General features: G+C 46.7%; 9 protein-coding genes. 8 read left to right on the top strand and 1 reads right to left on the bottom strand.

The window, feature by feature from the left end; translation table 11 throughout:
* Positions 1-10: 10 nt before the first annotated feature.
* From ACLHR0_RS06350 to ACLHR0_RS06315, 8 genes are all read left to right on the top strand, one after another.
* Complete coding sequence (locus ACLHR0_RS06350; protein WP_436485413.1) at positions 11-2,398, top strand: ABC transporter permease; 2,388 nt, start codon at positions 11-13, stop codon at positions 2,396-2,398.
* A 2-nt stretch (positions 2,399-2,400) separates the two neighbouring features.
* A complete protein-coding gene (locus ACLHR0_RS06345; RefSeq protein WP_436485411.1) occupies positions 2,401-4,794 on the top strand; it encodes an ABC transporter permease in 2,394 nt (797 codons plus the stop codon).
* A gap of 71 nt (positions 4,795-4,865) precedes the next feature.
* Positions 4,866-7,262 (top strand): ABC transporter permease, encoded by a 2,397-nt coding sequence (locus ACLHR0_RS06340; protein ID WP_429042709.1) that lies wholly within the window; start codon positions 4,866-4,868, stop codon positions 7,260-7,262.
* Positions 7,263-7,278: 16 nt separating this feature from the next.
* Positions 7,279-9,663: an ABC transporter permease gene (locus ACLHR0_RS06335; protein ID WP_436485408.1), complete on the top strand. Its 2,385-nt coding sequence runs from the start codon at positions 7,279-7,281 to the stop codon at positions 9,661-9,663.
* Positions 9,664-9,756: 93 nt separating this feature from the next.
* Positions 9,757-10,422: an ABC transporter ATP-binding protein gene (locus tag ACLHR0_RS06330; RefSeq protein ID WP_429042704.1), complete on the top strand. Its 666-nt coding sequence runs from the start codon at positions 9,757-9,759 to the stop codon at positions 10,420-10,422.
* A gap of 148 nt (positions 10,423-10,570) precedes the next feature.
* The gene (locus tag ACLHR0_RS06325) at positions 10,571-11,926 is read left to right on the top strand and encodes a TolC family protein (protein WP_429042701.1); all 1,356 of its coding nucleotides are present in this window, start codon (positions 10,571-10,573) and stop codon (positions 11,924-11,926) included.
* Positions 11,927-11,951: 25 nt separating this feature from the next.
* Entirely contained in the window at positions 11,952-13,337 is a 1,386-nt protein-coding gene (locus ACLHR0_RS06320) for an efflux RND transporter periplasmic adaptor subunit (RefSeq protein WP_370908658.1), read from the top strand.
* Positions 13,338-13,809: 472 nt separating this feature from the next.
* Entirely contained in the window at positions 13,810-14,832 is a 1,023-nt protein-coding gene (locus ACLHR0_RS06315; RefSeq protein WP_436485405.1) for an NAD(P)H-dependent glycerol-3-phosphate dehydrogenase, read from the top strand.
* A 48-nt stretch (positions 14,833-14,880) separates the two neighbouring features.
* On the opposite strand, the gene ACLHR0_RS06310 is transcribed toward ACLHR0_RS06315, so the two are convergent.
* Positions 14,881-15,159 (bottom strand): hypothetical protein, encoded by a 279-nt coding sequence (locus tag ACLHR0_RS06310; protein ID WP_079471254.1) that lies wholly within the window; start codon positions 15,157-15,159, stop codon positions 14,881-14,883.
* Between the last annotated feature and the right edge of the window lie 342 nt (positions 15,160-15,501).

Raw genomic sequence — 15,501 nt, 5'->3', positions numbered from 1 at the left:
TTTAACGTATATGTTTAAGCGTTATATCGTCATAACATTCAGAAATCTGCAGCGGCAAAGGTTGTTTACCTTTATCAACATCGCCGGGCTGGCTGTGAGCATGACAGTATGCTTGATCGTATTGATATCTGTCAGGGAAAATTTCAGTTATGATAATTTTCATCCTGCTGCTTCGCGTACCTGGAGAATCACTACCCATGCGCAAACGCCGGATGGCAGAAAATATCATATGGCCAGTGTGCCATTACCAATGGGAGCGGCATTAAAAAATAATTATGCTGCCGTTGAAAATGAGGCCACCTTATATGGTGTTTTAAATGGAGACGGGAAAATAGATAAGAAGAAGATCCATATCTATGGGGCATTTGCCACGCCTTCCTTCTTTGAGGTGTTTGGCTTTAAACTGGCTGCGGGCAATCCCCGCACCGCCCTGCTTACGCCCAACAGCATTGTGCTTACCGCAGAAACTGCCCAACGGTTTTTTGGGACCACTGATCCAATGGGAAAGGTAATCCTGTTCGATCGCTTTGGCAGCTTTATCGTTAGTGGCGTAATGGAACCTGCTCCCTCCAAATCCCATATCGATTACGAAGCCTTTGCGGCAATGTCGTCCGTGCCTTTACTGGAACAAAGCAAAGTATTGCCGGATAAGCTGAATAACTGGGACCAGGTACAGAGCAGCTACACCTATGTGGTGCTGCGCCGCGGCGAAAAGGTATCCGCCCTGGAGTCGGCGCTGAAGGACCAGGCCCATCGCTACGACGGGTTGGTGCAGAAAGGGCAGGGCAGCATGGCTTTCGAACCACAGGCACTCGGCAAAATCACGCCGTCGCAGGAGCTGATGGACGATATCGGCGGTACGCCGCCCTGGGGCAAATTACTCGCGGAAATAGGCGTAGCGCTGGGACTGATTATCTGCGCCTGCTTTAACTATACCAATTTATCTATTGTACGTTCCCTGCAGCGGGCTAAAGAAGTAGGCGTGCGAAAGGTAAACGGCGCGCAACGCTGGCAGATATTCTTACAGTTTATTACCGAATCTGTGATCATGTGCATATTGTCGCTGATCATGGCGGTTTTATTGCTGATGCTGATGCAGTCCACTCATTTCAGCGGATTACCTGTTCCGGATAACAACCTCCTCGAACCCAGGCTGCTCCTGTTGTTCCTGTTATTTAGCATCGTTATTGGCATAGTAGCCGGGGCTATACCGGCATGGGCTTTATCCGCCTTTCAACCGGCTAAGGTGTTAAAGAACCTTATCGACATTAAACTTTTTGGCGGATTGGGATTGCGGAAAACACTTATCGTCATCCAGTTTTCCTTATCGTTAACCGCGATCATCTTCCTGGTCACCGTTTATCGTCAGTTCCATTACAAAGCCATTAAGGACATGGGCTTCTACCGTGAAGATATCCTCAATGTTCCGCTGGCGGATGTGGACTTTCAACGGATGAAGGAACGCATGATGCAATTGAAGGAAGTGACGACGGCAACAGCCAGCTCCGGAACATTAGGCATGCCAAGACATTGTAACTTCTGCGTTATCCGCACCGGCGACAGCAAAGACAGGATGGAGTTTGGCTATTATGCCGGGGATGCGGACTTCCTCAAAGTAATGCACCTGAAACTAGTGGCGGGCACTACTTTCCCTGAATCCGCTTCTGCTGAAAAAGAACAATATATTATCGTCAACGAAAAGGCGGTCAGTGTAATGGGTATAAAATCACCGGCAGATGCTATCGGAAGAACACTGTTCCTGTCGGATTCCCTTCCCGTAAGCATTGTTGGTGTAGTGAAAGATTTCAACTATCAGCCGATAGAAGTAAATATCCGCCCGATGGCGATCCGTTTTGCTCCCAACGAATTCCGTCAGCTGCAATTAGCGATGCTGAAAGGAGATAAAGAGCAGCAGGTAGCGGACGTGAAAAAAATATGGACAGCCATGCATCCCGGAGAAGTATTCACGTCGGAATGGATGGATGAACAGCTCCGTAGCCGGAATGGGAGAGAAGTAATTTCCATGCTGGGTTTCCTGGTATTCATTACCACCTTGATAGCTGCATTAGGGTTGCTGGGCATTGTAGCCTACACCTCTTTTACCCGCAGAAAGGAAATTGCTATCCGCAAAGTACTGGGCGCCAGTGCAGCGGGGCTATTAATGCTGTTGTCTAAAAGCTATATAAAATTAATCGTCATAGCAGGCTGTATTGCCCTGCCACTGGGATATATAGGTAGCCTGCTTTTCCTGCAGATATTTGCTTACCGGGTAAGCACGGGCATTTTGGCAATGCTGGGAAGTTTCCTGTTCCTGGTATTCCTGGCACTGATTACCATTTTTTCACAAACCTGGAGAGCTATTGAAGTGAATCCGGCAGATAACCTGAGAAACGATTGACTATGCTACTATTCAACTACATAAAACTTGCCTGGCGCAATCTTGCAAAAAGAAAGCTATACAGCTTCATCAATATCGGTGGGCTGGCAGCGGGTTTGTGCGCCTGCATGCTGATTATGTTGTATGTAGTGCATGAGCTGAGCTATGATCGTTTTCATAAAGATAGTTCCAGGATTTATTCACTGTTTGAGAAGATTAAACTAGAGAAAGATACGATGCAGCTGGAGCGTTTTAACGCAACAACGGCAGCCTCTATCCAGCAACAGAACGCGGCCGTGGAGAGTTATATCCGCATGGGCAACCTCGCCAGCGAATCCATTATCATGCAGAGTGTGGCCAATCCCAATATTAAAAGCGAGGAGCGTGACACCTGGTTTACAGACGCCAACTACTTCAGCTTTTTCTCTTTCCCCTTGCTGTCCGGTGATAAGAATGAGGTATTGAAGCAGCCTTTTACAGCGGTAATTTCGGCTTCCACTGCCAGGAAATATTTTGGAAGTACAGATGTAATAGGAAAACAGCTGCGATATAATGGCAAGTACATTTTCCAGGTATCAGGAGTAATGGCCGATGCACCTTCCAATTCCAGTATCCAGGCTAATATACTGTTGTCGTATTCCAGTATGGCCGGCATCGAATCAATGAGGGAAATTATTTCCGGTGAACGTGGATTTGCCGGCGTCTTTTTTAAAGTGTTCCTGAAGCTGGATGATCCCGCTCACGCAGCCGCCGTAGTACAAAATATCGACCGGCTGATAGCTGCTCAGTTGGATCAGGGGAGAGCGGTGATGGTACCCATCACCCGGATGCATACTGATGCTAATTTCAGCCCGGGGTTTAATCTTCGATATCTGAAGTTGTTTCCCCTGGTAGCAGCGCTGATCCTGCTGATGGCATTGATTAACTATATGAGTCTCTCCACCGCCCGGGCAACGATGCGCGCCCGTGAAATAGGGGTGCGGAAATCGCTGGGCGCTGATCATAAAAGCATTGCCAAACAATTTTATGTAGAATCGGCCCTCTATGCTTTCCTGGCATTTTGCCTGGCGCTCTTGTTGTGCCAGTTATTACGCCCCTGGTTCTTCAACCTGCTGCAGCTGAAGGTGGATGTAAGCTTTCTTTACCACCCGGTAGTACTCATGATTTATATGCTGTTATTGCTGATCACTATTTTACTGGCAGGCAGTTATCCTTCGTTTGTTCTTTCCCGTTATAATCCTGTTTACATTTTGTCGGGGAAGATGAGCCGCGTAAGCGGCGGCGCCTCCGTAAGGAAAGTATTAACGGTATTGCAGTTTGGAACCGCAGCAGTGCTCATCATTTGCAGCATTGTTATTAACCGGCAGCTGTATTTCTTCCGTCATGCTGCAACCGGCATCAATAAAGAGAACGTGGTAATGCTGCCATTTCAGGGCTCTATGGGGAATCACTACCAGGCTTACCGGCAGCAGGTGGCTGCTTTGAATGGTGTGCAGCAAACGGCTACAGCCCGTTATCCGTTGTATGGCGGTTACGATATGTGGTTTGTGATGGGAGAAGGTAACCGTCCGCCAATGGCGTTGTCTATGCTCAGCATGGATCATTCCCTGTTTGGGTTAACAGGACTGCAATGGAAATTTCCGCCGGCAGATTCCACACAGCTGGGCATGCCGGATAAAATAGTGCTGAATGAATCTGCCGTGGAAAGCTTTGGTTTTTCGGGATATCCGTTGGGGAAGTATATAAATTTGGGAGATAAGAAGGTAGAGGTGATTGGCGTAGTAAAAAACTTTCACTATAAATCATTGCATTCAGCCATCACCCCGCTGGGCATAAATGTGGAGAAGGATAATACCGCTTTATGGGGCGCTAACAGCCCAGGATGCATGTTTGTAAAAGTGGCGCCAAAACAGAATATGCCTGCCCTGATGGCGAAAATACAAAAGATATATGCTGCGTATGATATGCAGGAACCTTTTGAATATACCTTCCTGGATGAAGCATTTGGCAGGTTGTATACTGCGGAAGACCGGTTGGCCGGGATCTTTGGCTGGTTTACGGTACTCACCGTGCTGATATCGGCACTGGGATTACTGGGACTGGCAGCCTTTTCGGCTGAGCAGCGTACACGCGAAATTGGCGTGCGTAAAGTATTGGGCGCCAGTGTGGCGCAGATTACCACCTTACTGTCGAAAGAATTTATCCGGTTAGTAGTGATCGCATTAGTGATTGCCTCACCGGTGGCGTGGTACCTGATGCAGCAATGGTTACAGCAATTTGCTTTCCGCATCGATCTGCAACCCTGGATGTTTATATTGGCTGCCATTATCGCCGTAACAACAGCGTTACTGGCCATCGGCCTGCAAACCGTAAAAGCCGCCGTCGGGAACCCGGTAAACGCATTAAAAATTGAATAACAAGTGAACAGCAAATCAGAGTGTGTGTCTACACGCCCTGCTTTTATTTTTATCACTTTAAATATAACCGTATGTTAAAGAGCTATTTAAAAATTGCCTGGAGGAATTTGCGGAAACAGAAAGTGTTCGCTGCGGTTAACATCGTGGGAATGAGTACCGCATTATGTGCTGCATTGCTTTTGTCTCTTACCGCATACCGGGAATGGACTTACGATAATTTTCATAAAAATGGGGAAGATATATACCAGCTGATTGGCGTGGAAGATACCGGAGGCCAGGTAAAAACAGGCGCCAGTATGTCGAAGCCACTGGCAGTAGCTTTGCAGAAAGAAGTACCGGGCGTAAAGTATACCACTTTTATAGCCGGGTATAACGTGCCTGTAAGATATGGTACCAACCACTATTACCTGGGTGCGCAAATGGTAGACAAGGATTTTCTGAAGATGTTCACCTTTCCACTGCTAAAGGGAGATAAGAATAGCGCACTGCAGCAGTTGAACCAGGTGGTGCTCACAAAACGCGCTTCCGGCATACTGTTTAAAGATACCGATCCGGTAGGCCAAACGGTGGAACTGAACCTGGGTGGTAAATGGCAGCCTTTCATTGTAAGCGCAATAGCAGCAGATATCCCCGATAATTCTGGAATGGGCTTCGAATTACTCACACGATTTGAGAATGAACCGGAGTATAACATCACCAAAAACGATTGGAGCGCCTCTAATTTTCCACTGTTTGTTCAGTTGGAACCTGGCGTCAGTAAAACTTCTTTCGAGAAAAATATGAGTGTGGTGGTGAACAAATATTATAAAGGGAAGATAGAAGACCTTCAGAAGAATGCGGGTGGCGTTAAAAATGTGTTTTACCTGAAAGGATTGCCGCTGAAAGATTTTCACCTCAATGCAGAGAGTACTTTTTACAGTGGCCTGAATAAATTTTATCCCTGGCTGATGATCATCCTTGCTACGCTGATCATCAGTATAGCCGCTATCAATTTTATAAACCTTTCCATTGCCAGATCCTTTGCCCGCAGCGGTGAGATAGGATTGCGGAAATCGCTGGGTGCACAAAATGGCCAGCTGCTGCTGCAGTTCTGGGCAGAAGCTTTTCTCCTGTGCTGCTTTGCACTGGTACTGAGCCTGGGCCTGATGATCCTGCTGCTGCCTTATTACAACCAGGTGTTTGGGCATCATATTGCATTGGGCATCTTCCGTAATATTTGGGTGTTAGCCGGCGCCATTGCCGGTTTCTTCGTGATCACATTACTGGCAGGTGGTTATCCCGCCTGGAAAGTAGCGCGACTCAATATCCTGGAGGTGCTGAAAGGCAAGCTGGGTATGGGTAAAAGCAGCGGGGTGCGCAACGGGCTTATTATAGTACAGTTTATGGTAGCAGTGGTGCTGATCAGCTGTACCTCCATCATCTGGCAACAGCTTAATTTCATACAGTCGGCCCCGTTAGGATACAACTCATCCCAGGTGATCAGCATCCCGCTTGATAATGCTACGCCGTCTGATATCACTTCCATGAAAAACAGGCTCACAGAGCTGAGCGAAGTAAGAAGCGTGAGTGGCAGCATGTTAAACCTCGGCCTGGGAAAGGACGGGTCTTCCGGCAACTGGACCAGGGGCTTTATGTATAAAGATCGCCATGTTTCCACGCAATGCCTCGCAGTAGATTACGACTACGCCAAAACACTGGACCTGAAAATATTATCCGGCCGCGATTTCTCCCGGGAGTATGGAACAGACAGTAACGCTGTGGTGATCAATGAACTGATGGCGAAACAATTAGGCGTAACTGATCCTATAGGCGTAAGCTTCCGCATGAGCGAGGACGAGCCGCCGTTGCACGTCATCGGCATGGTGAAAGATTATCACTTTGAATCATTACATAAGAAAATCAGTCCGCTGGTGATGATCATGAACGCTCCCCTGAATTATATCTTCGTTAAAGTAGAAACATCCAACCCGGTGGCATCACTGAAAAAGATCACTGCACTCTGGAAGGGAATTAATGAGCTGTCAGAAAGTGATCCTTCTTTCCTCGATGAAAATGCACAACGGCTATATACACAGGAACAACGCTTTTCAAAGATATTTATGAGCGGGGCGGTACTCGCCGTTATCATTTCCTGCATGGGATTATTTGCTATTGCAGTACTGGTGATGGCACACCGCAAAAAAGAAATCGGGATCCGTAAAGTACTGGGCGCATCAGTGAGTGGAATTGTGATGCTGTTATCGAAAGATTTTCTTCGCCTGGTACTCGTAGCCGTATTAATAGCCGCCCCGGCAGCCTGGTATTTCATGCATCAATGGCTGGAAGGCTTTGAATACCATACCACCATTCACTGGTGGGTATTCGGGGCAGCAGGGCTGATGGCGGTATGTATCGCATTCTTAACCGTGAGCCTGCAATCCGTGAAAGCCGCGCTGGCAAACCCGGTAAACAGTTTAACAAGGGATTAATATTAAAATATCACCTATGATGTGGCGTAATTATCTGAAAACAGCTTTAAGAAATCTGAAGAAACGTAAACTGTATTCGGCGATCAATATCACCGGTCTGTCTGCGGGCATTGCCTGTTTCATACTGCTGGCGCTGTATTTAAGGAATGAATGGACCTACGATAACTTCCATGCACATGCCACGGAATTATATCGTATCCGCTTCGACTATGGCGAGAAAGACCAGGAAGTAACCCATACCGCCCTCACCCCGAGCGGACTGGCGCCGGTGATGAAGGATTTTCCGGAGGTGAAATACATCTCCAGGGCCTATCCTTCAGCTACTACGGTGGCTTATGGCGACAAGGTAATGAACGAGAAGGGGTTTCTTTATGCAGATCCTGCTTTTTTCAACATGTTTTCTTTCCCGCTGATAGCAGGAAATGCAGCCACTGTTTTGAGCGGGCCCAATATGGTGGTACTATCTGAAACAATGGCCAGGAAGTATTTTGGCACCACGGATATAGTAGGCAAAACACTGAAGATTAATAACAAAAATGAATACCAGGTAACCGGTGTAGCCATAGATGCTCCTGCGAACACCCACCTGAAGTTTGATTTTGTAGCCAGTTATGCCTCGCTGGGTAGGCAAGACACCTGGAATTCAGCCAATGATTACACCTACGTACAGATGGCCGGCAAAGCCACTACCGGCGCGCTGCACGGGAGGTTACAGAACCTGATAAAAGAACAGATGGGGAGTGTTACCAGGAGTGGCGTTACGCTTGATTTTGTGCCGGAGTCCGTACCGGGAATTCATCTCCATTCTATTGCCCTTAATTCAACAGAAGCTGGCGGGGATATCCGCTATAATTATATTCTTACCATCATAGCCGCGCTATTGCTGCTGATTGCATGTATCAACTTTATGAACCTCGCCACGGCCCGTTCCGCGGAAAGAGGCCGTGAAATCGGTGTGCGGAAAGCCCTGGGCGCCGTGCGCGGGCAGCTGTTCTGGCAGTTCATTGCCGAGTCTACGCTGATCAGCTTCTGCGCTGTGGTGCTGGGAATAATGATTGCGTTGGTATTACTGCCGGTATTTAACAATATGGCCGGCGTTACCCTGAAGCTCGGACTGGACAGCTATCACATCTACCTGTGGCTGGCGGGTGTTTTTCTTTGTACCACCTTTTTTGCAGGTACCTATCCGGCCTTGTTCCTGTCGGGCTTCCGGCCGGTACAGGTATTAAAGGGACGGGTCATGCACACTTCAGGTGGCAGCATCCGTAAAAGCCTCGTCGTATTCCAGTTTGCCGCTTCCGTGTTCTTTATCATCTGCACATTGGTGGTGAGCAACCAGCTAAAATATATTCAGCAAAAGAAATTAGGACTGGACAGGTCGCAGGTGTTGGTATTATCAGGAGAAAATTTTAACCGGCAGATGCTGGAAGCCTTCAAGGGCAGGCTGTTGCAGCAGTCAGGTATCAAATATGTCAGCGCCTCGTACGACTCACCGGTATCGGTGGGCGGTGGCTACACTATTGGTAACCTGGAAGGGAAACCGGCGGATTACAGTATGAATATTACCGCGATCCCCGTGGAGAAAGATTACCTGCAAACAATGGGAATTTCATTGCTGGCCGGTGCAAACTTAACCGACGCCGATGTACAGGATATTTTAAAGGAAGATAAAGACCGGGTATATCATTTCCTGCTCAACGAAACCGCCATAAAGCAGCTGGGCTGGACGGCTGAAACGGCAGTTGGAAAACGCATGGTGATGAATGGCCGCGCAGGAACCATCAAAGGGGTGATGAAGGACTTTCACTTCGCTTCTATGAAAACCAAAATTGAACCTATTGTTGTTTTCCCGGAATATGAATGGTTCGGGGAAGTGCTTATCAAAACTTCAGGAGATAACCAGCAGCAGGTGATAGCAGGGATAGAAAGGATCTGGAAGGAATACCTGCCCGCTGTGCCTTTCGGATATCATTTTATGGACGAAGACTTTAACGGATTATATAAATCGGAATTCAGAACCGGTACCATTTTATCAACCTTTTCTATTGTTATTATCCTTGTTTCCTGTCTTGGTTTACTGGGGCTGGCTGCGTTTACTGCAGAACAGCGTACCCGCGAAGTGGGTATCCGCAAGGTGTTGGGCGCTTCGGCCACCAGTGTAGTGGCGTTGCTGTCGAAAGATTTTATTAAGCTGGTGCTGATATCGCTTTGTATTGCTTCCCCGTTTGCCTGGTATGCTATGCATCAATGGCTGGAAGGCTTTGCCTATCACACCCGTTTACATGCAGGCACCTTTCTCCTGGCAGGCACTATCGCCATTGTAATCGCTTTGCTCACCGTGAGTTTGCAGTCAGTGAAGGCGGCATTAATGAACCCGGTTAAAAGCCTGAGATCAGAATAAACTAATCTGGATAACCGGAGCAGCTACTTTTAATTATATTGCTGAGCCGATATGCAGAAAATATCAACATAAATTAAAAACAAATTACCGATCATGATACAATTGCAGAAAATTTCCAGGCATTACCCGGTTGGATTCGGAAAAAATTATATCCTGAAAGATATCGACCTCACTATCAATGAAGGCGAGTTTGTATCTATTATGGGGCCCTCCGGTTCCGGGAAATCTACCTTGCTGCATATTATGGGTTTACTGGAAGAACCATCCGAAGGACAATACCTGTTTGAAGGAGAGCGTGTGGACAGGATGAACGAGAAAAAAAGGACCCAGTTGCACCGGGGTTCCATTGGATTTGTGTTCCAGGCCTATCACCTGATTGACGAATTAACCGTGTACGAAAATATTGAAACGCCGTTACTGTACAAGAACATTCCAGCTTCAGAAAGAAAGAGCCGGGTGGCAGATGTACTGGACCGCTTTAATATGGTAGCTAAAAAAGACCTGTTTCCCAACCAGCTATCCGGCGGACAGCAGCAACTGGTAGGTATTGCCCGCGCTATTGTGGCCGAACCCCGGGTGATCCTGGCCGATGAACCCACCGGTAACCTGCACTCCGATCAGGCGAAAGTGATCATGCAGCTGTTTAAACACCTGAATGAACAAGATAAAATTACAATCGTGCAGGTAACCCACTCAGACGTGAATGCCACCTATGGCAACCGCGTTATCCAGATCCGCGATGGACATATTCAGCCATAAGAAAGGCGGATCAGTTTTAAGAATTTGTAAAAAAAAGATTATGTTGTACACTCAATTAGTGAGGTATACTGCCATACCTACTAAATTTTTGCCTTCTATCAAGAAGGGTGGAAAAGTATCATCACAATTATTATATTTTTGGAATGTTATGAGAATATCCCGAATAGCAGGAGTAATCCTGATTTTATTGTTTGCTAACATAACATCCGCTGATGCGCAGGATACGTGGAGTTTACAACGTTGTGTGGATTATGCCTTGCAAAATAACCTGACAGTTAAACAACAGGAAGTTCAAAAACGCCTGGCAGATCTCACTTTACAGCAAAGCCGCCTGCAAATGATCCCCGGTTTCAGCGGGTCAGTAACAGGAGGGTATACGGATGGTAGAAGCGCCAGCCTGGGAGATAACCAGTATGTTAACCAAACCGTGTTTAACTCCAGTGGTAACCTGAATATGCAGGCGAACCTTTTTAGCTGGTTTTATCAGCAAAAAACAATTGCCGCCAACAAACTGGATGCACAGGCCAATAGCTTCCTGCTGGAAAAAGCCAGGAATGACCTCGCGTTTAACGTGGCCACTGCTTTCCTGCAGATACTGCTCAATATTCAAACAGAGAAAGTAAACGAAGAAAACGTCCGGCTGACCAATTCCAACCTGGATAATACCAAGAAACTGGTTATCGCAGGTTCCGTACCGGAAAGCAACCAGGCCGACCTGGAAGCGCAACTGGCACTGGACAGCAGTAACCTCGTAACCGCCCAGAACAACGTGACCCTGGCCATTCTCCAGATGAAGGCTTATCTCAACCTCGGATTTGAGATCCCCTTTAAACCGGATGTACCTGAAAATATTTCTTCCCTGCCATTATCTGCCTTGCAGGAAATGGCGCCGGAAATGGTGTACAGCGCCGCTTTAACCAACTACCCGCTGGTAAAATCGGATGAACTGAAGATCCAGAGCGCCGCCAAAGCATACCAGGCGGCCAAAGCGCAGTTGTATCCCAACCTGAGCATAAGCGGCGGCCTCAGTACCTACTACGCCAATAACTATTACGAGGATATTGCGCAAACAAAGGTGCTGCCGTTTCATGATCAGATCAGCAACACCTACCGGAAAAATATTGGATTAACGCTTAACATACCTATTTTTAATGGCTGGCAGCAACGTACCACTGTAGCCAGGGCTAAAATAAATGTATACAGCCAGGAACTGATCCGCGACCTGGATCACCAGAAACTCCGGCAGGATATTTATACCGCCCATGCCAATGCAATAGCGGCCTTACAGAAATATAATGCATCTGCCACAGGCGTAATGGCAGCCCAGAAAGCGTATGATTTTGCCACCAAACGCTTCAACCTCGGATTAATGAACACCATTGATTATATCACAACGCAAAGTAAATTGTACAATGCGCAGGTAAACAAGGTGCTTGCTCAATACGATTACATATTTAAAATGAAATTGCTGGAATTCTACCGGGATCAGAAAATATCACTGTAGCCGTTCCGGGAAATTAAATTGCTTTATGAAGAAGAAACAACTTTACTGGTTCATAGGCATACTTTGTTCACTCGTTATTTTGTTCCTGGTGCTTAAAGCGGCCGGGGTAATTGGTAAGGAAGAAGGACTTAAAGTTGCTGTAGACAATGCTTCTAATAGAAATATTATAGAAGTAGTTACCGCCAGCGGTAAAATTTATCCTGAAATAGAAGTAAAAGTAAGCTCCGACGTTTCCGGCGAAATCACAGACCTTCCCATCCTGGAAGGCGACTCCGTAAAAAAAGGACAGGTACTGGCACGTATATACGCAGATATCTACGGATCGATGGTAGATAAAGCGGCGGCCTCCATGAGCCAGTCGCAGGCGCAGCTGGCCAACTCCGCTGCGGCGCTGAACTCCTTTAAGGCCCGTCTTGATCAAAACAAGGCTGCCTACAACAGGAACAAAGAACTCCTTGCCCAGAAAGTAATCTCCAAATCAGAGTTTGAAACAGCCGAAGCAACTTATCTCGCCTCCCTGGCAGATTATAACGCGGCTGTGCAACAGATCAACGGAAACAAGTTTGCCGTTGCCAGTGCGCAGGCCAACCTGAATGAAGCCAATAAAAACCTGGGTCGTACCACCATTTCCGCTCCCATGGGCGGTATCGTTTCCCTGCTGTCTGTAAAGAAAGGAGAACGCGTGGTGGGTACTGCACAAATGACCGGTACCGAAATGCTGCGTATCGCTGATATGAACACCATGGAAGTACAGGTAGACGTAGGCGAAAACGATATTCCAAAAGTAAAATACGGCGATACCGCCATTATTGAAGTGGATGCGTATAACAGCCGGGAGTTTAAAGGTATTGTAACACAAATTGCCAGCTCCAGCAAAGGCGCCGCCACCGCTACGGTAAGCACTGCATCCTCCGCAGAGCAGGTAACCAGCTACATTGTACATATCCGCATCCTGCAGGAAAGCTACCAGGATCTTCTTGATAAAAACAAGAAAACGTATCCCTTCCGCCCTGGTATGAGTGCCAGTGTGGATATTCAAACCAGGCATGTAAATAATGTACTGGCCATCCCAATTAACTCCGTAACTACCCGCGACGCCGATTCTACCAAAGGAAAGGACGACAAAAAGAAAGCGGCGCCGGTACAGGATAATACTACCCCCGGTTCTTCTGCCGATACCAAACCCGTGCTGAACGAGGTGGTATTTATACTGCAGAAAGATGGTACCGTTAAAATGGTACCCGTTAAAACCGGCGTACAGGACGACGCCTGGATCCAGATCACTTCCGGCCTGAAAGCCGGCGACCAGGTGATCAGCGCTCCTTATACCGCCATCTCACGTACCCTCGAAAATGGCAAAAAAGTAAAAGTAGTACCGAAGGCCGAACTGTTTGAAGGGCAGGCAAAATAACGCAGTTACACAACTTCATATAAAAAAAGAGGTCGTTTTTCAACATAGAAAAACGACCTCTTTTTTTGGTGTTTTCGCTGATCAGTTTTATCTTTGAAAAATGTATAAAACATTGATATATAATACGAATTTCCTCGAAGCGCGTCTAAGCAGCACACCAAAACCCTGTGCAACAAACTGACTACCACCATCTTACCGATCAAGTCCACGTCACCTCCACATCAGCTCCATGTTATCTCCACATTAAAGACATGTTCAAAGTATCTCCATAGTATCTCCAAAGCATGTTAAAAGCAACTGCAAAGCATCACGTACATCATTTTCCCTCACTTCTTTAATTATCCCATCTCCAAGAGAAAAAGAATAAAAATCGTGGTAATCAGCAAAATCAGCGTAATCCTGAGTAAGACAACCTCCGCGCCCGCAAAACGGCTTTATTGCTTTTTAATTACATTGCATAAAAATTTGCATTGTGAGCAAGAGCATTGGAATTATAGGCAGTGGCAGCTGGGCTACTGCACTGGCTAAGATCCTGACAGATAACGGGCATCATATACATTGGTGGATAAGGAATGAAGACACCATACGTCATATGCAGCTGCGTCATCATAATAAACATTATCTCACCTCCGTATATTTCGATACCAGCCTGCTGAGCCTCAGTAGTGATGTAAAAGCAGTAGTGGCGGCCTGCGATGAGCTGGTGCTGGCTGTTCCAAGTGCCTTTTTGGAAGATGTGTTGGGCTTATTACCCGCCGATGCATTGATCAATAAAAAGGTCATTTCTGCTATTAAAGGGCTGGTACCAAGTACCAACGACCTGATAGGAGAATATCTTCTCAAACAATTCAATTTACCGGCAAGCCGGTATTTCACGATTACAGGCCCTTGCCATGCAGAAGAAGTAGCCAGCGAAAAGCTGTCTTACCTTACCTTCTCCGGCGCTCACCTGGACACTACCCAGTCCATTGCCGATAAATTTACCGGCAGTTACCTGCAAACAATTGTAAACACCGATGTGATTGGCGTACAGTTGGCGGCGGTACTTAAAAATATTTACGCCATGGGCGCCGGTATTGCACACGGGCAGGAGTATGGAGATAACTTCCTCAGCGTATTTATTACCAACTGTTTCCGGGAAATGCAAAGTTTCCTCGAAAAATATGAAGAACAGAAAGCGGCGGTGGCCGGAACGGAGCCGGTAGTGCATAATTACAGCGCCAGCGCTTACCTGGGCGATCTGTTGGTTACCTGCTATTCACTGCATAGCCGTAACCGTACTTTTGGTAATATGATCGGGAAAGGGTACAGTGTAAAAGCGGCCCAGCTGGAACTGAATATGATCGCAGAAGGTTATTACGCCAGTAAATGTATGCATGAAATGAACAGGAATATAGGGGCGTATATGCCGGTTGCCCAGGCCGTATATGCTATCTTATGGCAGCAGGTGCATCCTTCAGAGGCGTTCCTGTCCCTTGAAAAAGGATTTATATAAAATGGCCGGCTGTTAGTCTTCCCAGGCTAACAGCCGTTTGCCAGTCGCCTAAAAATCATCGTAGTCCTCATAATTATCTTCCCCGATCTTCATAATTGCCCGCACATTCGGGAAATACTGCTTAATAAGACTGGCAATCCGGGTGAAAAGATACTCGCTTAACACCGGTCCCTCGTAATACTCAATCTCATTGGTCTCGTCCGAGATGATATATTCCGTGATATTACGGTCAATAATGGCTTGAAAGCGCCTTTGCCGTGGGAGTTTCCTCAAACTGATTTTGGTTGGAACACCATCTACATTAAATGTACATGCAATGTTTCGCATAACGGCGATTGGGTTTAAATGAGAAAATGGAATGGTTAAAATTTGCGCTTCACATGGTAGCTTGGGTGCTTACTTCAGCTAAAATAAGCTGAAATGGACAAAGAAACATTATTGATTACCAATTACGATAATAATGTTGCTATTTGTATCCCTAATTACCACTATTTCGGGCAAATTGTAATACAATTATAAACAATTATGATTATAATGACTGTTAATCAAATGTAAATGGTCCGCCTTTATTTTATCCACACCTCCTACCTGTGGATACGGGACAATATGTGTAGAGTTATTTCTACACTTCCGGATAGCTGAATCCCCTGAAACCTAATACAGCAGGCA

This window comes from Chitinophaga sp. ARDCPP14, assembly GCF_051362515.1.
GTDB lineage: Bacteria > Bacteroidota > Bacteroidia > Chitinophagales > Chitinophagaceae > Chitinophaga.
Note: the sequence above shows the minus strand (reverse complement) of the source record. Positions and strands in the feature narration are given on the sequence as shown.